Source organism: Sphingomonas adhaesiva (assembly GCF_036946125.1).
Lineage (GTDB): Bacteria > Pseudomonadota > Alphaproteobacteria > Sphingomonadales > Sphingomonadaceae > Sphingomonas > Sphingomonas adhaesiva_A.
This window is the reverse complement of record NZ_JAQIJT010000001.1, coordinates 832169-851786: the sequence shown is the minus strand read 5'-3', so window position 1 is coordinate 851786 and position 19618 is coordinate 832169. Positions and strand designations below refer to the sequence as shown.

At 69.0% G+C, this 19618-nt stretch carries 23 protein-coding genes and 1 riboswitch; of the genes, 15 read left to right on the top strand and 8 right to left on the bottom strand.

Annotation, left to right across the window (positions count from 1 at the left end):
- Positions 1–17 precede the first annotated feature (17 nt).
- Positions 18–386 (top strand): endonuclease domain-containing protein, encoded by a 369-nt coding sequence (locus tag PGN23_RS04165; protein WP_335301571.1) that lies wholly within the window; start codon positions 18–20, stop codon positions 384–386.
- A gap of 290 nt (positions 387–676) precedes the next feature.
- Here PGN23_RS04165 and PGN23_RS04160 read toward each other — a convergent pair whose 3' ends face one another.
- Entirely contained in the window at positions 677–928 is a 252-nt protein-coding gene (locus PGN23_RS04160) for a DUF2171 domain-containing protein (RefSeq protein ID WP_335301570.1), read from the bottom strand.
- 56 nt (positions 929–984) lie between these two features.
- Between PGN23_RS04160 and PGN23_RS04155 the strand changes: the two genes are divergently transcribed.
- From PGN23_RS04155 to PGN23_RS04135, 5 genes are all read left to right on the top strand, one after another.
- Entirely contained in the window at positions 985–1215 is a 231-nt protein-coding gene (locus tag PGN23_RS04155; RefSeq protein WP_335301569.1) for a hypothetical protein, read from the top strand.
- The gene (locus PGN23_RS04150) at positions 1212–1406 is read left to right on the top strand and encodes a hypothetical protein (RefSeq protein ID WP_335301568.1); all 195 of its coding nucleotides are present in this window, start codon (positions 1212–1214) and stop codon (positions 1404–1406) included. Before PGN23_RS04155 ends, PGN23_RS04150 begins: the two co-directional genes overlap by 4 nt.
- A 21-nt stretch (positions 1407–1427) precedes the next feature.
- Entirely contained in the window at positions 1428–2486 is a 1059-nt protein-coding gene (locus tag PGN23_RS04145) for a ribonucleotide-diphosphate reductase subunit beta (protein WP_335301567.1), read from the top strand.
- A gap of 112 nt (positions 2487–2598) precedes the next feature.
- On the top strand, positions 2599–2868 hold the full coding sequence (locus PGN23_RS04140; RefSeq protein ID WP_335301566.1) for a DUF4160 domain-containing protein: 270 nt from the start codon (positions 2599–2601) through the stop codon (positions 2866–2868).
- Positions 2861–3124, top strand: a complete 264-nt coding sequence (locus PGN23_RS04135; protein WP_335301565.1) for a DUF2442 domain-containing protein — start codon at positions 2861–2863, stop codon at positions 3122–3124. The genes PGN23_RS04140 and PGN23_RS04135 overlap by 8 nt, the downstream gene beginning before the upstream one ends.
- 94 nt (positions 3125–3218) lie before the next feature.
- Here the strand turns inward: PGN23_RS04135 and PGN23_RS04130 are convergent, their stop codons facing one another.
- From PGN23_RS04130 to ykgO, 3 genes are read right to left on the bottom strand one after another with little or no spacing between them, the layout of a single operon-like run.
- Complete coding sequence (locus tag PGN23_RS04130) at positions 3219–3599, bottom strand: DUF4440 domain-containing protein (RefSeq protein WP_335301564.1); 381 nt, start codon at positions 3597–3599, stop codon at positions 3219–3221.
- A 54-nt stretch (positions 3600–3653) separates the two neighbouring features.
- Complete coding sequence (locus PGN23_RS04125; RefSeq protein WP_335301563.1) at positions 3654–4301, bottom strand: HAD-IA family hydrolase; 648 nt, start codon at positions 4299–4301, stop codon at positions 3654–3656.
- Between the two features lie 6 nt (positions 4302–4307).
- Complete coding sequence (gene ykgO, locus PGN23_RS04120; RefSeq protein WP_003046794.1) at positions 4308–4433, bottom strand: type B 50S ribosomal protein L36; 126 nt, start codon at positions 4431–4433, stop codon at positions 4308–4310.
- A 155-nt stretch (positions 4434–4588) separates the two neighbouring features.
- On the opposite strand from ykgO, the gene PGN23_RS04115 reads away from it, so the two are divergent.
- From PGN23_RS04115 to PGN23_RS04105, 3 genes are read left to right on the top strand one after another with little or no spacing between them, the layout of a single operon-like run.
- On the top strand, positions 4589–5188 hold the full coding sequence (locus tag PGN23_RS04115) for a DUF4136 domain-containing protein (RefSeq protein WP_335301562.1): 600 nt from the start codon (positions 4589–4591) through the stop codon (positions 5186–5188).
- Entirely contained in the window at positions 5185–6312 is a 1128-nt protein-coding gene (locus PGN23_RS04110; protein WP_335301561.1) for a M14 family metallopeptidase, read from the top strand. Before PGN23_RS04115 ends, PGN23_RS04110 begins: the two co-directional genes overlap by 4 nt.
- Before the next feature lie 5 nt (positions 6313–6317).
- Positions 6318–7817 (top strand): DUF389 domain-containing protein, encoded by a 1500-nt coding sequence (locus tag PGN23_RS04105; protein ID WP_335302076.1) that lies wholly within the window; start codon positions 6318–6320, stop codon positions 7815–7817.
- Positions 7818–8150: 333 nt separating this feature from the next.
- On the opposite strand, the gene PGN23_RS04100 is transcribed toward PGN23_RS04105, so the two are convergent.
- The gene (locus PGN23_RS04100) at positions 8151–8633 is read right to left on the bottom strand and encodes a hypothetical protein (RefSeq protein ID WP_335301560.1); all 483 of its coding nucleotides are present in this window, start codon (positions 8631–8633) and stop codon (positions 8151–8153) included.
- Positions 8634–8902: 269 nt separating this feature from the next.
- Positions 8903–8985, top strand: a riboswitch (ZMP/ZTP riboswitch).
- 14 nt (positions 8986–8999) lie between these two features.
- Between PGN23_RS04100 and PGN23_RS04095 the strand changes: the two genes are divergently transcribed.
- The 4 genes from PGN23_RS04095 to PGN23_RS04080 all read left to right on the top strand — a co-directional run bounded on the left by PGN23_RS04095 (position 9000) and on the right by PGN23_RS04080 (position 13638).
- Positions 9000–9632, top strand: a complete 633-nt coding sequence (locus PGN23_RS04095; protein WP_335301559.1) for a DJ-1/PfpI family protein — start codon at positions 9000–9002, stop codon at positions 9630–9632.
- Between the two features lie 286 nt (positions 9633–9918).
- On the top strand, positions 9919–12606 hold the full coding sequence (gene acnA, locus PGN23_RS04090; protein ID WP_335301558.1) for an aconitate hydratase AcnA: 2688 nt from the start codon (positions 9919–9921) through the stop codon (positions 12604–12606).
- A gap of 72 nt (positions 12607–12678) precedes the next feature.
- Complete coding sequence (locus PGN23_RS04085) at positions 12679–12969, top strand: alkylphosphonate utilization protein (protein WP_335301557.1); 291 nt, start codon at positions 12679–12681, stop codon at positions 12967–12969.
- A gap of 51 nt (positions 12970–13020) precedes the next feature.
- Positions 13021–13638, top strand: a complete 618-nt coding sequence (locus tag PGN23_RS04080) for a hypothetical protein (protein WP_335301556.1) — start codon at positions 13021–13023, stop codon at positions 13636–13638.
- A 6-nt stretch (positions 13639–13644) separates the two neighbouring features.
- Here the strand turns inward: PGN23_RS04080 and PGN23_RS04075 are convergent, their stop codons facing one another.
- Entirely contained in the window at positions 13645–15042 is a 1398-nt protein-coding gene (locus PGN23_RS04075; protein ID WP_335301555.1) for an amino acid permease, read from the bottom strand.
- Between the two features lie 345 nt (positions 15043–15387).
- Positions 15388–16248 carry a LysR family transcriptional regulator gene (locus PGN23_RS04070; protein WP_335301554.1) on the bottom strand — a complete coding sequence of 287 codons (861 nt, stop codon included), beginning with the start codon at positions 16246–16248 and terminating at the stop codon, positions 15388–15390.
- 91 nt (positions 16249–16339) lie between these two features.
- Between PGN23_RS04070 and PGN23_RS04065 the strand changes: the two genes are divergently transcribed.
- Together PGN23_RS04065 and PGN23_RS04060 are read left to right on the top strand one after the other, a co-directional pair.
- Positions 16340–17494 (top strand): acyl-CoA dehydrogenase family protein, encoded by a 1155-nt coding sequence (locus tag PGN23_RS04065; RefSeq protein ID WP_335301553.1) that lies wholly within the window; start codon positions 16340–16342, stop codon positions 17492–17494.
- Positions 17495–17585: 91 nt separating this feature from the next.
- Positions 17586–19178 (top strand): carboxyl transferase domain-containing protein, encoded by a 1593-nt coding sequence (locus tag PGN23_RS04060; RefSeq protein WP_335301552.1) that lies wholly within the window; start codon positions 17586–17588, stop codon positions 19176–19178.
- 11 nt (positions 19179–19189) lie between these two features.
- Here PGN23_RS04060 and PGN23_RS04055 read toward each other — a convergent pair whose 3' ends face one another.
- Positions 19190–19618, bottom strand: a complete 429-nt coding sequence (locus tag PGN23_RS04055; RefSeq protein WP_335302075.1) for an endonuclease domain-containing protein — start codon at positions 19616–19618, stop codon at positions 19190–19192.

The following is a 19618-nucleotide window of genomic DNA, read 5'->3' as shown; positions in this document are numbered from 1 at the left end:
CGCAGGCCGTGGGAAGGGTGAGGGGGAGGCGCGGCAACCTCGCCGCCGACACCGTCGTCCGCTCGCGCCGCCTCCGCCGGGAGGCCGGCGAGCCCGAACGACGCCTCTGGCACGTGCTCCGCCAATCGCTGCCCGAGACGAAGTTCCGCCGACAGGTGCCGCTAGGCCCGTACCACGCGGACTTCTGCTCGCACGGCGCCAGGCTGATCGTCGAAGTCGACGGCGACGACCACGCGACACGCATTGCAACCGACGAGGCGCGGACGCGCTTCCTGACTGACGAAGGCTATCGGGTGATCCGTTTCACGAACGCAGAGGTGATGCAGATGATCGACGCGGTTCTAGCGTCGATCGCGCACGCGCTCGTCGAAGACGGCCGCCCGTGACCCACGCCCCCCTCACCCTTCCGCGGTCTTCGACCGCTCCCTCCCTCTCCCACAAGGGGAGAGGGACGGCGACCTGCATCGCCCTCTCCCCTTGTGGGAGAGGGAAGGGGCCCGCGGCCATCGGCCGTGGGAAGGGTGAAGGGCGCCCCGCCCACGAACAAGGGCGCCACGGCATGACCCGCAGCGCCCTCACCTTCTCGTGCCACGCCGTCAGTCGGAGCCGCGATGCGGCTCCGCTGCCCGCCGTGGCGAGTCCCCGGATGGCGATGCCATCCGGGGCCGCCCGCATCTCATTCCGCCTCTTCGAACATGTCCTGCGCGTTCTGCGCGGTGGCGGACAGGCGCACCGTGTCGCCCTCCACCTCGGCCACCAGCCCGAGCGGGATGTAATAATGCTTCGCGCCCTGCCCGTCCTGCGTCGAGGGCGAATCGTTCTTGGTCAGCTTGATACGGTCGCCGTCAACATGGTCGACGGTGCCGACATGCACGCCGTCCGCACCGATCACTTCGGCATGTTCCTTGATCTGGCTGGCATCGGCCATCGTCATTCTCCTTTGCAAAACCCGCCTGCGCAACGCGCCAACACGGCGTTGGTCGCATGACGCCCGCGTTCCCCGCGCTCGAAACCCTGCCGCTTCAGGCCGCGATCATGTTCGCGGTCGCCGCCGTCCTGTCGCTGGCCGGGGCGTGGCTCCTCCTCCAGCTGCGCCGTCCGCTCGGCGCCGGGCGCGTCTATGCCTATCGCATGACCGGCATCATGGCGCTGTCGGGCGGCGTGGTCCTCGCGATGAGCGCCACCGCGATCTGGCGGTGGAGCGTGGCGGCATGAGCGCGTCCTTCACCGTCGCCCTGGCGCTCGGCATCGCGGCCCTGCTGTTCTGGGCCGGCATGTCCGGGCGGCTGGAGCCCTCTTCGCGGTGGGCGCGCCACACGCTGAACGCGGCGCTCGGCATCGGCGGCGCGGTCGCCGGGCTGATCGCCCTTGCCTGGTTCCTCCTCATCACATCCCTGATCTTCTGATCCTGCCGTCGGAGTCCTCCCATGTCCCTCCTCCAAGCATCCAAGCAGTACAAGCCGTTCGAATACCCCTGGGCGTTCGAATTCTGGAAGCGCCAGCAGCAGCTCCACTGGCTGCCCGAAGAGGTGCCGCTGGGCGAGGATTGCCGCGACTGGGCGCAGAAGCTGTCCGATCACGAGCGCAACCTGCTGACGCAGATCTTCCGCTTCTTCACCCAGGCCGATGTCGAGGTGCAGGACTGCTACCACGAGAAATACGGCCGCGTGTTCAAGCCGACCGAGATCAAGATGATGCTGACCGCGTTCAGCAACATGGAGACGGTCCATATCGCCGCCTACAGCCACCTGCTCGACACGATCGGCATGCCCGAGAGCGAGTATGGCGCCTTCCTCGAATATGCCGAGATGAAGGAGAAGCATGACTATATGCAGAATTTCGGCGTCGACACCGACGAGGATATCGCGCGCACGCTCGCGATGTTCGGCGGCTTCACCGAAGGGGTGCAGCTGTTCGCGTCGTTCGCGATGCTGATGAACTTCCCGCGCTTCAACAAGATGAAGGGCATGGGGCAGATCGTCACCTGGTCGATCCGCGACGAGAGCCTGCATTGCGAGGGCATCATCAAGATGTTCCACACCTTCGTCGCCGAGCGCCAGTGCCTGACCAAGGCGGTGAAGGACGATATCGCCGACGTCTGCCAGACGACGATCCGGCTGGAGGACAATTTCATCGACCTCGCCTTCGAAATGGGCCCGGTCAACGGCATGACGCCCAAGGAGATCAAGAAGTACATCCGCTTCATCGCCGACTGGCGACTGGGACAATTGGGGCTGAAGCCGATCTACATGATCGACGAGCATCCGCTGCCCTGGCTGACGCCGATGCTGAACGGCGTCGAGCACGCCAATTTCTTCGAACAGCGCGCGACGGAATATTCGAAGGCCGCGACCAGGGGCCAGTGGAACGACGTATGGGATTCGTTCGACAAGCGCCGCAAGGCGAAGGCCGGCGCACTGCCGACCGGCCCCGCGAACGAGGAAACCGGCGACATGTTCGCGCGGGCGGGCGTGGCGGCGGAGTGAGGTGCCGCCGCTCTTGCCGCTGGCGCAGAATAACTCGCGTCACGGTCATCTCTTTGCCAGCAGAAGCCGACAAGATGGGAAACTCGACACCTCGTTGATATAGACAGCGCAAATGCCCGTCATTTCCCTCTTCTTCGGCATCGTGATCCGGATGTATTTCGACGATCATCCGCCGCCGCACTTCCATGCAAGCTACCAGGGCTTCGAGGCGTTCGTGCGGATCGAGGATGGCGAGATCACGCAGGGGAGCCTGCCGCGCAAGGCCGCCCGGATCGTGCGGCAATGGGCGCTCGACCACCGGGACGAGCTTATGGCAAACTGGCAGCGCGGCGTGGACTTGCTGCCGATGGAGATGATCGCAGGAGCGGACCTCGATGATTAAGATCGTTCGGCTCGCCGTGACGGGCCCGACCAGCCTGTCGCTCGCCTTCTCCGATGGCAGCCATGCGACGTGGTGCGCCGACGACCTGATCGCGCGCGACACGGTCATGACGCGCCCGCTCGGCGACGCGGGCTATTTCGCGCGCGCCTTCATCGAGGGCGGCGCGCTGGCATGGCCCAACGGCTTCGAACTGTCGGCGGCCAGCCTCCATAGGCGCCTGGCAGAATCGGGCGCTCTCATCAGATCGGCCGCGTGACCGCTATCGTGTCAGGTCGCGCCCCACCTGCTCGATCGGGATCATGGCCGACCACTCGCGGAGCCGATCGAGCTCGCGTCCGCCGGCATCACGCCTACCCCCGCACCTCCGCCACCAGCGGCGGGGTCTGCTGGTGCTGCACCACGCGCCATTCGTCATGCGCCAGCCGGCGGTACGTCGAGGTGCAGTGCGCGACATAGCCTTCCTCGCCGCCCTCCCCGCCGCGCTGTGCGTGGGCGGTATAGCCGACCACGATCAGCCCTTCCTGCGGACGCACGATGCGGCGGTCGCTCAGCGCGACCTTGTCCCAGCGCGGCGTGTCGCTGACCGCCTTCACCGCCGCCTCGCCCTCCAGCACATAGGGCGGCATCGGCACGACCATCAGGCAGCTGTCGTCGATCGACTCGCGGTAATGCTGCGCGTCGCCGGTCCACAGGCTCTCCTCGAAGGCCCATACGCGGTCGTCTTCCATCATCCGGCTCCGTCGTGGTGAGCCGCGACAGCGCGCGGGCCCGGCGAACGTTCCGGATCAGCCGCCCAGCAGCCCCAGCGCCACCATCTCGCGACGCAGCGTCTCGGCGTCCCGGAACAGATGCGAGCGGATGCCCAGCGCCGTCGCGGCGGCGACATTGGCGGCATTGTCGTCGACGAAACAGGCATCCGCCGGCGCCAGCCCGAATCGGTCGAGCGCCAGCCGGAAGATCGCCGGGTCGGGCTTCACCATCTTCTCGTCGCCCGACACCACGATGTCGCGGAAACGGTCGAACATCCCCGCTTCGCGCACGCGGAAATCGGCGAAGAACTCGCCCGAGAAATTGGTGATCGCGAACAGCGGCACGCCCGCTGCCTCCAGCTCGTCGACCAGCGCCGCCATGCCGGGCATCGGCCCCGGGATCTGCTCGGAAAAGCGCGGCCCCCACAGCGCGATCATCGCGGCATGTTCGGGATGGAGCGCGCTCAGCTCCGCCGACGTCTCCGCGAAGGGGCGGCCGGCGTCGTGCTGGAAATGCCATTCCCGCGTGACGACCGTCGACAGGAACGCGTCGAGCGCCCGTTCGTTGTCGAACAGGCGCTCGTACAGGACCCGCGGGTCCCAGTCGTACAGGACGTGCCCGACGTCGAAGATGACCGACGTCGGTGTCGTATCGGCAGAAGCGGCACCGGACCGCTCCCCCAAGACCGATCAGCCCTGGCGGGCCTTGAAGCGGCGATTCGTCTTGTTGATGACGTAGGTGCGCCCGCGGCGACGGATCACGCGGTTGTCGCGATGGCGGTCCTTGAGCGACTTCAGGCTGTTGCGGATCTTCATGATACGGGCTTCTTCGGCTGGAAATCTGGAAAGCGCGCCGCCTAGAGAGCGCGCCTGCGAAAGTCAACCTGACTCGCGGCCGCGGCCCACGGAGCTTGCGGGTCGCTGCGGCGTTGCTATGTCGCAACGATACACGTTTTTTGCGGGGGTCCGTCATGCGCAGCGCCGTCCTTGTCCTCCTTGCGGGCCTGCCGCTCGCCGCCTGCGCCACCGGGCCGCAGACCTTTCCGGTCGAGGCCACGCGCTTCCACTATGACGCCGTCGCGCAGCGCGGCACGATCGCGGTGGAGCCGCTCGCCGGCCCCTCCTCGGCCAGCCTGGAGTACAAGACCTATGCCGCCGCGGTGCAGGCCGAGCTGCTGAAGAACGGCTTCACCAGCCCCGCGGCGGGCGCGAAGCCCGACTTCATCGCCACCGTCGGCTTCACCCGCGCCGACCGCGCGCTGCCGCCGCGCGGGTCGCCGGTGCGGATCGGGCTGGGCGCGGGCGCGGGCAGCGGCGGCTGGCGCGGCGGCGGCGGGATCGGCGGGGGGATCAATTTCCCGATCGGCAATTCGCCCGCGCGCTGGGGCGTCGTCACCGAGCTGGCGGTGCGCATCCGCCACGGCGCCGATGCGGTGTGGGAGGGTCAGGCGCAGTCGCTGACCGACACCACCGCCCCCGACGCGGATGCCGCCTCGGTCGCCGCGCGGCTGGCGTCGGCATTGTTCAAGGACTTCCCCGGCGAATCGGGCCGCACGATCGAGGTGAAATGACGCTGTCCATCAACGCCGCCTTCGACGGCGGCAACATCCGCACCGTCGCCATCGAGGAGTCGGGCGATCGTGTCCGCTGCGACCTGGAGATCGTCCACGATCAGCAGTCGGACTTCTTCCAGTGGTTCTACTTCCGCGCCGCGGGCGTCGCCGGGCGGCGCGTGACGTTCCGCATCCTGAACGCGGGGCAGAGCGCCTATCCGTTCGGCTGGCCGGGCTATCGCACCCGCGCCTCGACCGACCTCGCCGCATGGCGCACCATCGACACCCGGTACGAGGGCGGCGTGCTGTCGTTCGACTGGACCGGCGCGGAGGGACAGGACCTCGCGTGGTTCGCCTATTTCGCGCCCTATACGATGGAGATGCACCAGCGCCTGATCGCGCGCATCGCCGCGCGTCCGGGCGTCGCCTACCGCGAACTGGGCCAGTCGCTCGACGGCCAGCCGATCGACTATCTCCGGCTCGGCACGGGGGCGAAGCAGGTGTGGCTCTACGCGCGCCAGCATCCCGGCGAATCGATGGCCGAATGGTGGATGGAGGGCGCGCTGGAGTGGCTGACCAGCCCCGCCGCGGCGGCGCTGCTGGCGGCGGCGACGGTCCATGTCGTCCCCAACATGAACCCCGACGGCACGCGGCGCGGCCATTTGCGCACCAATGCGGCGGGGGTGAACCTCAACCGCGAATGGTCGCACCCGACCGCCGAGCGCAGCCCCGAGGTCGCCTGCGTCCTGGCGGAGATGGACCGCACCGGCGTCACCTTCGCGCTCGACGTCCACGGCGACGAGGCGATCCCCGCCAATTTCATCGCCGGGTTCGAGGGTATTCCGTCCTGGACCGACGCGCACGGCGCGAAATTCACCGATTTCGGTAGGCGACTCGCCGCGCACACCCCCGATTTCCAGACCGAGAAGGGCTATGACCGCGCCGCGCCGGGCACCGCCAACCTCGCCATGTCGACCAACCAGCTCGCCGAGCGCTTCGGCGCGGTGTCGGTGACGCTGGAAATGCCGTTCAAGGACCACGACCCCAATCCCGACCCCGAATTCGCGTGGAGCGGGGAGCGGTCGAAGACGCTCGCGGTGTCCTGCCTGGAGGTGCTGGCCGGGATGATCGACACGCTGTGACCGACATGGCGACGACGGGCGCGTCCGTGCGGCGACGACGGTCCACCGGCGCCACGCTGCGCCGCTGGTGGTCGATGAAGGTGACCGGCGGCGTCGCCCATGCCGAGGTGCTGGACCGCCTCACCGCGCAGTCGGGCTGGTCGGGGCGCTATCTCTTCCATATCGTCATCGCCGCGGGCATCTCGATCCTGGGGCTGCTGCTGCCCTCCTCCGCGGTGCTGATCGGCGCGATGCTCATCTCCCCGCTGATGATGCCGATCCTGGGGCTGGGCTTCGGCATCGCCACCTTCGACCTGGCGGAGATCCGCCGCGCGGGGCTGGCGCTCGCGCTCGGCTCGCTGATCGCGATCGTGCTCTCGACAGCCTTCGTCGCCGTGTCCCCGCTCCAGACCGTCACCAGCGAGATCGCCGCGCGCACCCGCCCGAACCTCTTCGACCTCATGGTGGCGATGCTCTCCGCGATCGCGGGCGCCTACGGCGTCATCCGGGGGCAGGGCGGGACCGTCGTCGGCGTCGCCATCGCCATCGCGCTGATGCCGCCGCTCGCGGTCGTCGGCTTCGGCATCGCGACCTGGAACGGGCCGGTGGCGGGCGGCGCGCTGCTGCTGTTCATGACCAACCTCGTCTCGATGGCGCTGGTCGCGGGCGGGATGGCGCGGCTTTACGGCTTCGGCTCGCACCTGTCGCCGCAGCAGACGCGGCTGCAGGGGACGCTGATCGTCGTCGGGCTGCTCGCGCTCGCGGTGCCGCTGGGCATCGCGCTGCGCCAGATCGCTTGGGAATCGGTCGCCCGCCGCCAGATCCGCGAGGCGGTGCTCGCCCCCTTCCCCAGGGAGGCGCGGATCAGCCAGCTCGACATCGACTTCGATACGCAGCCGGTGACGGTGCGCGCCGCGGTGCTCACCCCGCGATTCGCGCGCAACGCCGACGGCGCTGCGATCCGCGCCGCGGGCAGCGCGGTCGGCCGCCGGCTCGACCTCCACATCGACCAGTTGCGCGTGGGCGAGGACGAAGGCGGTCCGCAGGCCGCGCAGATCGCCGCCGCCCGTACCACCGACTTGGGCGCCACCCCCGCCACCGGCGAGCGCGACCGCGTCGCGCGCCGCATCGCGCTGCTCGCCGGCGTCGCGCCGGACGCGGTGCTGGTGGACGGCGCGACCCGCCGCGCGCTGGTGCGCATGGCCCCGCTGCCGGGCGCGACGCTCGCGACCTACCGCGCGCTCGCCGACCGCGCCGCCGCCGAACTCGACGGCTGGCGCCTGACCATGGTGCCCCCGGTCACGGCGTTGCCGCCGATCGCCTTCGACGGCGACACGCCGGATGCGACGGCGGTGTCGCTGGCGGGCTGGGCCGCGACGACGCGCGGGCAGCCGGTGATCGTGCGCGGCGCCCCCGCGCGCACCGCGCCGGTGGTGGAGGCGCTGCGCCAGAAGGGCGTGGATGCCACCGCCGAGCGCGGCCCCGCGAGGTCCGTCACGCTCGATTGGGGCGGCGCCGCCCAGTAACCCCCGGTCCTTCCGGCCAAGGCGGGGACGACGGTGGAAATGACATCATCCCGTCACCCCGGCCTTCAGCGGGACCCTTGCAACAGTCTCCACCGTGCTCCTGCGAAAGCAGGAGCACGATCGGTACGCGGCGCCGTGCATCCATGTCGCAACGGCCCCACCTTGCGCCGGGGTCGCGCTTCTTCTTCCGCCGCGCCGAAAGCGGGATCCCGGGTCAAGCCCGGGGTGACGAACCCGACAGGCGCCCTGCCTCTTCCTCCCGGCCGCGCCAGAACCACGGTCCCGCATCAACCCCGGGACCACGCCCCGGCGGCCGTTTCACTCGCCATCCCCTCACACCGGCTCGGGCGTTCCCCCGCGCCGCGCCTGCGCGCGCAGCTGCTTCAGCAGCGCGGCGGCCGCCTCGCGCCGTTCATCGCGCGCGCGCGGCGGCGGCGCGACCTTGCGCGCATCCTCGCGCAGCAAGAGCATCCGCAGCATCGCATCCGAATAGCGCCGCCGGTGCGCCACCACCTCGCCCTTGTAGACGATGGGCTCCAGCCAGCCCGTCACCGCCCGCTCCATCGCCGCGCGCTCCAGCACCGGCGCGACGAAGACCAGTGCCTGATCCCATGCCTCCCCGAACGCCGGGATCCGCCGCCTCACCCGGTACGCCGAGGTGGTGGTCAGCCCGACGTGCCGGCACGCCGCCTTCACGCACCCCGTCTCGCGCAGCGCGCGCAGGAACGCCACCTGCCGCGCCGGCGTCCACCCGTCATGCCGATGCCGGAACGCGGCCACGCCCTCGCCGCCGTTGTTGCCTTTATCGCCGTCCATACCCCTGTCTCCCACACCGCTCCGCCCGGAAATACCGCAGCGAAATGCGTGTAGGACAGCGCAAACCCGCAGGACCTTCCCGCTTCCGCGTCCGCGGGTGGCTGGTTCGGGAAAAAGAGATCGGGAACGGGTTTTGGGACTGCCCTCCCCAACGAAGGCCAGCGGGCGCTACCGCACGACGGACGTCCCATGTCACGTTCGTTATCGGGAAGGTCACTCGGTTGCCCCTCGTTTCCGATCTTGCATCAGGTCAGGTTAGCGGTAGGCTGCCCTCGCTGCGTGACTGGCGACGTAGATGGGCAACCATCGGGGAGCGCGGTTCTACAGAAGGCCGCTCGCCTGGGCCGCTCCACGGAAGGAAGCGGCATGAAGATTGCAGTATTCTTGTTCGATGGTGTCACGGCTCTTGATCCGATCGGCGTGTATGATCCGCTCGCGCGACTACCCGACACCCAAATTACCTTTGTAAGCGAAACAGGTAGTCCTTGCCGGACCGGCGATGGCGTTCTTTCTCTCGCGCCTGCCGCTGCAATCGCAGACATCGGCGAAACCGACATATTGCTCATACCGGGCGGCAGCACCGAGGGGTTGCGGCAGTGCATGGCCAGCGAACTCGTGCGCTCGAATGTGGTGCGGCTCGATCAAGGCACGAAGCTCACGGCCTCTGTATGCACGGGATCGCTGATCCTTGGCGCTTGCGGTTTGCTTCGCGATCGCAAGGCCACCACCAACTGGCGTGCGAAGGACTACCTTGCTCGCTTTGGCGCTAAATACACCGGAGAGAGGGTGACACGGGACGACAAGTATTGGACCTCTGCCGGTGTCACGGTAGGAATCGACCTTGGCCTCGCACTCTGTGCCTATATCGCCGGGGACGACATGGCGGCAGCGGTCGAACTGGCGATGGAATATGATCCAAAACCACCCTTTGGAACGGGCAACCCGCATAGCGCTCCGCTCGAACGTCAGAAGATCGTGATGGAAATACTTCGAGGCTAAGCATGTGCGCCGGCAGCGGCCTTCGCGTCGCAGATTGACGTTGCCGGCGTATCAACTCGGACGTCGTAGGCGAGATTTGAGATGGCCAAGCGTTTCCCGAAACTCGATCCCTTCCGAGACTCCCCCCGCCGACGATCCACCACCGCCAACGAACCGCCCCCCCTTTCGCACATGCGGCACCGCTGCTATCGCCCGCGGCGACCGAGAGTTTCGTTCCCGTCGTCGCGGCCCCGCGCGCTCCGCCCGCGCCCGCCGCCCGACGGCCCTTGAGAAGAGGACCACGCCCATGACGGCCATCGGCCAGGATACGTTGAACGCCCGCACCACGCTTCAGGCCGGCGGCCAGTCCTACGACTATTTCTCGCTCAAGACCGCGGAGGCGAAGTTCGGCGACATCAGCCGGCTGCCCTTCTCGATGAAGGTGCTGCTGGAGAACATGCTCCGCTTCGAGGACGGCGTGACCGTGACCGAGGCCGACATCAAGGCGATCGTCGACTGGCAGCAGGAGCGCCGTTCCGACCGCGAGATCCAGTATCGCCCCGCGCGCGTGCTGATGCAGGATTTCACCGGCGTGCCGTGCGTCGTCGATCTCGCCGCGATGCGCGATGCGATCACGAAGCTGGGCGGCGACGCGGCGAAGATCAATCCGCAGGTCCCCGTCCACCTCGTCATCGATCACTCGGTCATGGTCGACGAATTCGGCACGCCCAAGGCGTTCGAGGATAACGTCGATCTCGAATACGCCCGCAACGCGGAGCGCTACGAGTTCCTGAAGTGGGGCAGCAAGGCGCTCGACAATTTCAAGGTCGTGCCGCCGGGCACCGGCATCTGCCACCAGGTCAATCTGGAATATGTCGCGCACGCCGTCTGGTCCTCGACCGAGACCGGCGACCACGCCGGGAACGGTGCGACGATCGCCTATCCCGACACGCTGGTCGGCACCGACAGCCACACCACGATGGTCAATGGCCTCGGCGTGCTCGGCTGGGGCGTCGGCGGGATCGAGGCGGAGGCCGCGATGCTCGGCCAGCCGGTGTCGATGCTGATCCCCGAGGTCGTCGGCTTCAAGCTGACCGGCGCGCTTAGGGAGGGCATCACCGCGACCGACCTGGTGCTGACCGTCACGCAGATGCTGCGCGCCAAGGGCGTGGTCGGCCGCTTCGTCGAATTCTACGGCCCCGGGCTCGACCAGATGACGCTGGCGGACCGCGCGACGATCGCCAACATGGCGCCCGAATACGGCGCGACCTGCGGCTTCTTCCCGGTCGACGACAAGACGCTCGACTATATGCGCCTGACCGGCCGCCCGGACGAGGTCGTCGCACTGACCGAGGCCTATGCCAAGGCGCAGGGCATGTGGCGCCACGCCGATGCGCCCGATCCCGTGTTCACCGACACGCTGGAGCTGGACATGTCGACCGTCGTGCCCTCGCTCGCCGGCCCGAAGCGTCCGCAGGACAAGGTCGCGCTCGACCAGGTCGACGACGTGTTCAACGCCGATCTGGCGAAGACCTACAAGAAGGCCGCGCCGGCGCGCGTCGCGGTCGACGATCGCGGGCACGACATCGGCGACGGCGATGTCGTGATCGCCGCGATCACCTCGTGCACCAACACCTCCAACCCGTCGGTGCTGGTCGCCGCCGGGCTCGTCGCGCGCAAGGCGAATGCGCTCGGGCTGAAGCCGAAGCCGTGGGTGAAGACCTCGCTCGCGCCGGGGTCGCAGGTCGTCACCGACTATCTCGACAAGGCCGGGCTGTCGGCGGACCTCGACGCGATCGGGTTCAACCTCGTCGGCTACGGCTGCACCACCTGCATCGGCAATTCGGGTCCGCTGGCGGCACCGATCTCGGCCGCGATCAACGGCAACGACATCGTCGCCGCCTCGGTCCTGTCGGGCAACCGCAACTTCGAGGGCCGCGTGAGCCCCGACGTGCGCGCCAACTTCCTCGCCTCGCCTCCGCTGGTCGTCGCCTATGCGCTGAAGGGTACGGTAACGTCGGACATGAACGAGACGCCGATCGGCCAGGGATCGGACGGCAATGACGTGTACCTGCGCGACATCTGGCCGACCAACCAGGAGGTGTCGGACCTCATGACCGCCAACATCGACGACGGCATGTTCCGCGCCCGCTACGGCAACGTCTATGCCGGCGATGCGAAGTGGCAGGCGATCGACGTGACCGGATCGGACACCTATTCGTGGCGCGCCGGGTCGACCTATGTCGCCAACCCGCCGTACTTCGAGGGCATGGGGATGACCCCGGCGCCCGTGACCGACATCATCGAGGCGAAGCCGCTGGCGATCCTGGGCGATTCGATCACCACCGACCACATCTCGCCCGCCGGTTCGATCAAGGCGGACAGCCCCGCAGGCACCTGGCTCCAGGAGCATCAGGTGTCGAAGCAGGACTTCAACAGCTACGGCGCGCGCCGCGGCCATCACGAGGTCATGATGCGCGGCACCTTCGCCAACATCCGCATCAGGAACGAGATGGTGCCCGGCGTCGAGGGCGGGATGAGCCGCTACGACGGCCAGGTCATGCCGATCTACGACGCGGCGATGCGCCACAAGGCGGACGGCACCCCGCTCGTCATCGTCGCGGGCAAGGAATACGGCACCGGCTCGTCGCGCGACTGGGCGGCGAAGGGCACCAACCTGCTCGGCGTCCGCGCGGTCATCACCGAGAGCTTCGAGCGCATCCACCGCTCGAACCTGGTCGGCATGGGCGTCCTGCCGCTCCAGTTCGCCGATGGCGCCACGCGCGAGACGCTGAAGCTGACCGGCGACGAGACCTTCACGATCCACAACGTCGCGAAGCTGCGCCCGCGTCAGGACGTCGAGGTCGCGCTGGCGCGCCCGGACGGCACCACCGAGAAGTTCCTGACCCGCTGCCGGATCGATACCGTCAACGAGCTGGAATATTTCCTCAACGGCGGCATCCTCCAGTACGTGCTGCGCAACCTGGCCGCGTAGGCGACGCGCACATCATCGACCGTGGGAAGGGAGGGCCGCCGCGCCCTCCCTTCTTCGTTCCGGGGGAGCCATATGAGCGACGAATACGTCTATGACGACGCGACCGGCGAGTGGGTCGCCGCCGGCGCGGCGACGCCCGCGGTCGAGGCGGTGGAAGTGCGCGACGCGGTGGGCAATCTGCTGACGGACGGGGACGGCGTGACGCTGGTCCGGGACCTGAAGGTGAAGGGCACCAGCCAGACGCTCAAGCGCGGCACGGTCGTCAAATCGATCCGCCTGACCGGCGACGCGCAGGAGATCGATTGCAGGTTCGACGGCATCAAGGGCCTCGTCCTGCGCGCGGAGTTCGTCAGGAAGCGCTGATCTCGCCTTCGCCGGACGATCCGGTTACGCTGCCGGCCGGGGAGAGTGGACGTGAAGAAACCGCAGACCGTCTCCCGGCTCAACGAACTGGGCCGGGTTCAGCTATCCAAGAGCTTCTACATGCGCGATTTCCTCTATTCGGAAATCGCGGCACTCCACGGCCTCGCCAACATCCCCGACGACCCCGACCTGGCGATCGCGGCCGGCACGCGGCTGTGCCAGGAGCTGCTGGAGCCGCTGCAGGACGCCTTCGGGCGCATCGCGATCCGCTCCGCCTTCCGCTCGGCCGAGGTCAACGCGCTCGGCAACGCGAAGGGCTACAATTGCGCCTCCAACGAGCGCAACTTCGCCGGGCACATCTGGGACCGGCGCGATGCCGCGGGCCACATGGGCGCCACCGCCTGCATCGTCGTCCCCGGCTTCGCGCAGGCCTTCACCGCGCCCGACGACTGGAAGCGGATCGCGTGGTGGGTGCACGACCATCTGCCCTATTCGGCGATGGAATTCTTCCCCGTCCGCTGGGCGTTCAACCTGCAATGGCACGAACGGCCGCTGCGGATGATCTACAGCCACATCCCCGAGGCGCGCGGCTACCTGACCAGGCCCGGCATGGACGGCCATGACGCCGACCACCGCGCGCTGTGGGAAGGGATCGTGCCCGGTCGATAGGCCGCATCACGCCCCCAACGCCTCCCCGGCGCGCTTGCGGCCCCACAGGAAATACACCGCCAGCCCGACGACATTCCACACCACGAAATATCCTTGCGTCTTCGACGGCAGGCTGAAGAACAGGTACAGGCATCCCAGCACCCCGATCGCCCCCACCAGCGGTGCTAGCGGCGTGCGGAACGTCCGCTTCGCCTCCGGCGCACGCCGCCGCATCACCAGCATCGCGACGCACACCGCGACGAACGCCGCCAGCGTGCCGGCATTGGCCAGCGCCGCGATCGCGTCGATCGGCATCACCCCCGCGATCACCGATACCAGCACCGCGGTCAGCACCGTGATGCGCACCGGCGTACCCCGCGCGGACACCTTGGCGAGCGACGCCGGCAGCAGCCCGTCGCGCGCCATCACGAAGAAGATGCGGCTCTGCCCGAACAGGAACCCCAGCAGCACCGTCGGCAGCGCGATCACCGCGCTCGCCGCCAGGAAGGTCGCGAACCCCGGCTGGCCGATACCGCGCAGGATCAGCGCCAGCGGTTCCGGGCTGTCGGCGAAGGCGGTGAAGCGCAGCGCGCCGACGGCCGCCACCGCGACGCCCATGTAGATGACGACGCACGCCACCATCGACCCCACGATCCCGATCGCCAGGTCGCGCCCCGGGTTCTTCGTCTCCTCCGCCGCGGTGGAGATCGCGTCGAAGCCGTAGAAGGCGAAGAAGATGATCGCCGCCGCCGCCATCACGCCGCGCTCCGCGCCGTCGGCGGACACCGACTTGGCAAAGCCGAACGGCATGAACGGATGCAGGTTCGCCGCGTCGAAATGCGGCACCGCCACCGCGACGAAGACCGCCAGCGCGATCAGCTTCACCACCACCAGCACGGCGTTCAGCGTCGCGCTCTCCTTCGTCCCCAGCGACAGCAGCCCCGCGACCACCGCGATGATGAACACCGCGGGCACGTTGACGATGCCGCCCAGCTCCGGCCCCTGCGTCAGCGCGACCGGGAATCCCCACGGCGTCAGCAGCGCGCTGGCATAGCCCGACCAGCCCACCGCCACGGTGGAGACGACCAGCGAATATTCCAGGATCAGCGACCAGCCGATGACCCAGGCGATCACCTCGCCCAGCGCCACGTAGCTATAGGTATAGGCGCTGCCCGATGCCGGGATCATCGTCGCCATCTCGGCATAGGCGAGCGCCGCGCAGGCGCAGATCGCGCCGGCGATTACGAACGACAGGATCACCGCCGGCCCCGCACGGTCCGCCCCGACCCCGATCAGCGTCAGGATGCCCGTCCCGACGATCGCCCCCACGCCCAGCGCGACCAGATGCGGCCAGGACAAGGTCCGCGCCAGCACCGTGCCGGCATGCTGCTCCACCCCGATCGGCTTCCTGCGAAACAGGCTCATCGTTCCCCTTCTCTTATGGTTGCAGCGGATACGTGTAGGCCGTGCGGACGGGGCGCGAAACCCCGGGTCGATCCTGACCGTCATGCCGGGCTTGTCCCGGCATCCGGGGCCCCGGACCAGGTCGAGACATCTGCGAAAACTCAGTTCCTTGTTCCCCGGCGAAGGCCGGGGCCTCTGCAAAACAGGTGCAACGGCACCGAGCCCACGCCGTGCTCCTGCGCAGGCAGGAGCCCAGGGCCCAGCAGAACAACGCCTTATGGGACCTGCAACTCCGGGCTCCTGCCTGCGCAGGAGCACGGTGCAGCCTTTTGCAAAGGTTCCGCTCTCGCCGGGGAACGGCGCCCCTCATTCCCGCAACGCCGCCACCAGCGCCTCGACCAGCCGGCTGTCCGCCACCCGCCGCGCCGAATCCGCCGCCGTCACCAGCCCCACCACCCGCCGCCGTGCGAACCCCTCCAGCGGCACGACCGCGACGCCGTCGCCCGCGAAGCATTCCGGCATCACCGTCACGCCCAGCCCCGCCGCCACGAACGCCGCCGCGCGATCGTCGCTCGTCGTGCGTGCCGCCATGAACGGGCGCACCCCGCGGCTGGTGAAGTGCCGGCTGACCTCGCTCAGCGCCTCGCAGTGCCGCCGCACGATCATCGGCTCCGCCGCGACGCGCTCCGCCGCAACCTGCGCCTCGCCCGCCAGCGCGTGGCGCGCCGCCATCGCCACGCCATAGCCTTCCTCGAACAGCGCCGTGCCGCCCCCGCCCCGCTCGACCGCGTCCGGCGCCACCACCGCATCGACGCGCCCGCGGTCCAGCGCCGCCGCCAGTTCGCGGTCGCGCCCCTCGATCAGTTCCAGCCGCTCGCCCGGCGCCGCCGCTAGGGCCTGCGCCACCGCCGCGCGGATCAGCCGCGCCGGCATGGTCGAGACGATCCCCACCCGCATCAGCCGCGCGCTGGCCTCGGTCGGCGCGCCCTCGGCGCGCGCGAACTCCGCCTCGATCCGCCGCGCATGTCCGAGCAGCCGGCTGCCCGCCGCGGTCAGCGCGACGCGGCGGCTGGTACGCATCAGCACCGGCTCGCCCAGCAGCCCTTCCAGCTTCGCGATCCCCGCCGACAGCGTCGGCTGCGTCACCCGGCACGCCGCCGCGGCGCGCGTGAAGCTGCCCTGATCGACGACGGCGAGGAAATAGCGCAGCAGCGAGCGGTCGAGCATAGACGGTGTCTATCGTTTGGCGCGGCTCGCGGCAATTTTACTATCGTCCGCCGCTCGCCTAGATGTCGCGCAGGACGAGCAGGAGAGACGCATGCAGGGCCTCGATTTCGCGCTGGGCGAGACCGCGGAGATGATCCGCGACACCACGCGCCGCTTCGCCGACGAACGCATCGCACCGCTCAGCCAGCGCATCGATGCCGACGACTGGTTCCCCCGCGACGAGCTGTGGCCCGCGATGGGCGAGCTGGGCCTGCACGGCATCACCGTCGACGAGGCCGATGGCGGGCTGGGTCTCGGCTATCTGGAGCATGTCGTCGCGCAGGAGGAGGTCGCCCGCGCCTCCGCCTCGATCGGCCTCAGCTACGGTGCGCATTCCAACCTGTGCGTCAATCAGATCCGCCGCTGGGCCACGCCGGAGCAGAAGGCGAAGTATCTGCCGAAGCTCATCAGCGGCGAGCATGTCGGCAGCCTCGCCATGTCGGAGGCGGGCGCCGGCTCCGACGTCGTCTCGATGAAGCTGCGCGCCGAGCGGACCGACGCCGGCTATGTCCTCAACGGCACGAAATTCTGGATCACCAACGCGCCCTATGCCGACGTCCTCGTCGTCTATGCCAGGACCGGCGAGGGCTCGCGCGGGATCACCACCTTCCTGATCGAAAAGGACATGCCCGGCTTCGCGATCGGACAGAAGATCGACAAGATGGGGATGCGCGGCAGCCCCACCGCCGAGCTCGTCTTCACCGATTGCGAGGTGCCGGCCGCCAACGTCATGGGACCGGAGAACGGCGGCGTCGGCGTGCTGATGAGCGGGCTCGACTATGAGCGCACCGTGCTCGCGGGGATTCAGCTGGGCATCATGCAGGCCTGCCTCGACACCGTCCTGCCCTATGTGCGCGAGCGGCAGCAGTTCGGCACCCCGATCGGCGGGTTCCAGCTGATGCAGGCGAAGGTCGCCGACATGTACGTCGCGCTCAACTCCGCGCGCGCCTATGTCTATGCGGTCGCGCAGGCGTGCGACGCGGGCAAGACGACGCGCTTCGACGCCGCGGGCGCGATCCTCTACGCCAGCGAGAACGCGTTCCGCGTCGCGGGCGAGGCGGTGCAGGCGCTGGGCGGGGCGGGCTATACGAAGGACTGGCCGGTCGAGCGCTACCTGCGCGACGCGAAGCTGCTCGACATCGGCGCGGGGACGAACGAAATCCGCCGCATGCTGATCGGCCGCGAACTGATCGGAGCAGCGTCGTGATCCTCCCCGAGCTCGCTCGGGGAGGGGGACCGCGCTCCGCAGGAGCGTGGTGGAGGGGCAAGGCGCCCGCCTATCTCGGAAGGATCGCCCGATGACCGGCCCCGCCCTCTCCACCGCCCTCTCGCGCGACGACGCGACCTTCCGCGCCAACGCCGCACACAATCGCGCGCTCGCCGACGAGCTGCGCGCCCGCGTCGCCGAAGCGGCGCTCGGCGGCAACGCCAAGAGCCGCGAGCGCCACGTGTCGCGCGGCAAGCTGCTCCCGCGCGACCGCGTCGAGCGCCTGCTCGATCCTGGCACCGCCTTTCTGGAAATCGGGCAGCTGGTCGCGAACGGCCTCTATGACGGAGAGGTGCCGGGGGCGGGGATGATCGCCGGCATCGGCACCGTCAGCGGCCGGCTGGTCATGATCGTGTGCAACGACGCGACGGTGAAGGGCGGCACCTACTATCCGCTGACCGTCAAGAAGCACCTGCGCGCGCAGGAGATCGCGCAGGAGAACCGCCTGCCGTGCATCTACCTGGTCGATTCGGGCGGTGCGAACCTGCCGCACCAGGCGGAGGTCTTCCCCGATCGCGAGCATTTCGGGCGCATCTTCTTCAACCAGGCGAACATGTCCGCGCTCGGCATCCCGCAGATCGCGTGCGTCATGGGCAGCTGCACCGCGGGCGGCGCCTATGTCCCCGCCATGTCCGACGAGACGGTGATCGTCCGCAACCAGGGCACGATCTTCCTCGCCGGACCGCCGCTGGTGAAGGCCGCGACCGGCGAGGTCATCTCGGCGGAGGAACTGGGCGGGGCGGAGACGCACGGCCGCCGCTCCGGCGTGGTCGATCACGTCGCGGAGAACGACGAGCATGCGCTGTCGATCGTCCGCGACATCGTCGCGACGCTGCCGCCGCCCCCGGCCACCTTCCCCGCCGGCGCCGCGCCGCTCTATCCCGCCGACGACCTCTACGGCATCGTGCCGCAGGACGTCCGCGCGCCCTATGACGTGCACGAGGTGATCGCGCGGCTGGTCGACGGCAGCACCTTTCACGAATTCAAGTCGCTGTACGGTGCGTCGCTCGTCTGCGGCTTCGCGCAGATCCATGGCCAGCCGGTCGCGATCCTCGCCAACAACGGCGTCCTGTTCAGCGAAAGCGCGCAGAAGGGCGCGCATTTCATCGAGCTCGCCTGCCAGCGGCGCGTGCCGCTGCTGTTCCTCCAGAACATCTCCGGCTTCATGGTCGGCGGCCGCTACGAGGCGGAGGGGATCGCCAAGCATGGCGCGAAACTGGTGACCGCGGTCGCCACCGCCAGCGTGCCGAAGATCACGATCCTGATCGGCGGCAGCTTCGGTGCGGGCAATTACGGCATGTGCGGCCGCGCCTATTCCCCGCGCTTCCTCTTCACCTGGCCCAATGCGCGGATCAGCGTGATGGGCGGGGAGCAGGCCGCCAGCGTGCTGGCCACCGTCCACCGCGACGCCGACACCTGGACGCCCGACGAGGCCGAGGCGTTCAAGGCCCCCGTCCGCGCCAAGTACGAGGACGAGGGCAACCCCTATTACGCCACCGCGCGGTTATGGGACGACGGCGTCATCGACCCCGCGCAGACCCGCGACGTCCTGGGCCTGGCGCTGCGCATCTGCCACAACGCCCCCATCCCGGAGCGCGCCGCCTTCGGCGTGTTCCGGATGTGAGGGGGGCAGGGCTATCGATCCTCCCCGAGCTCGTCTCGGGGAGGGGGACCGCCCGGCTTAGCCGGGTGGTGGAGGGGCAGGCGCGCCGTCGCCAACGCCAGTACCGCCGCCGCGGTGCCGTCGGCGTCCGCCAGCACGCGGGCTGCGGCGATCCGAACGGTCCTGATCCCCGCTTCGGCGAACCAGGCGTCCCGCCGCGCGTCGCGCTCCCGCCGCGTATCGTGACCTGCCCCGTCGACCTCGATCGCCAACCGCGCATCGACGCAATAAAAGTCGAGTACGTACGGCCCCGACGGATGCTGACGCCGAAACCTGCATCCGTGCACTCCCCCGCGCAGCCGCTGCCAAAGCAGCACCTCCGGCAAGGTCATCTTCCGCCGCAGCGTTCGCGCGCGCCGGACGCCTCCTTGCCGCGCCCGCGGCGCCACGTCCTTGAGCAT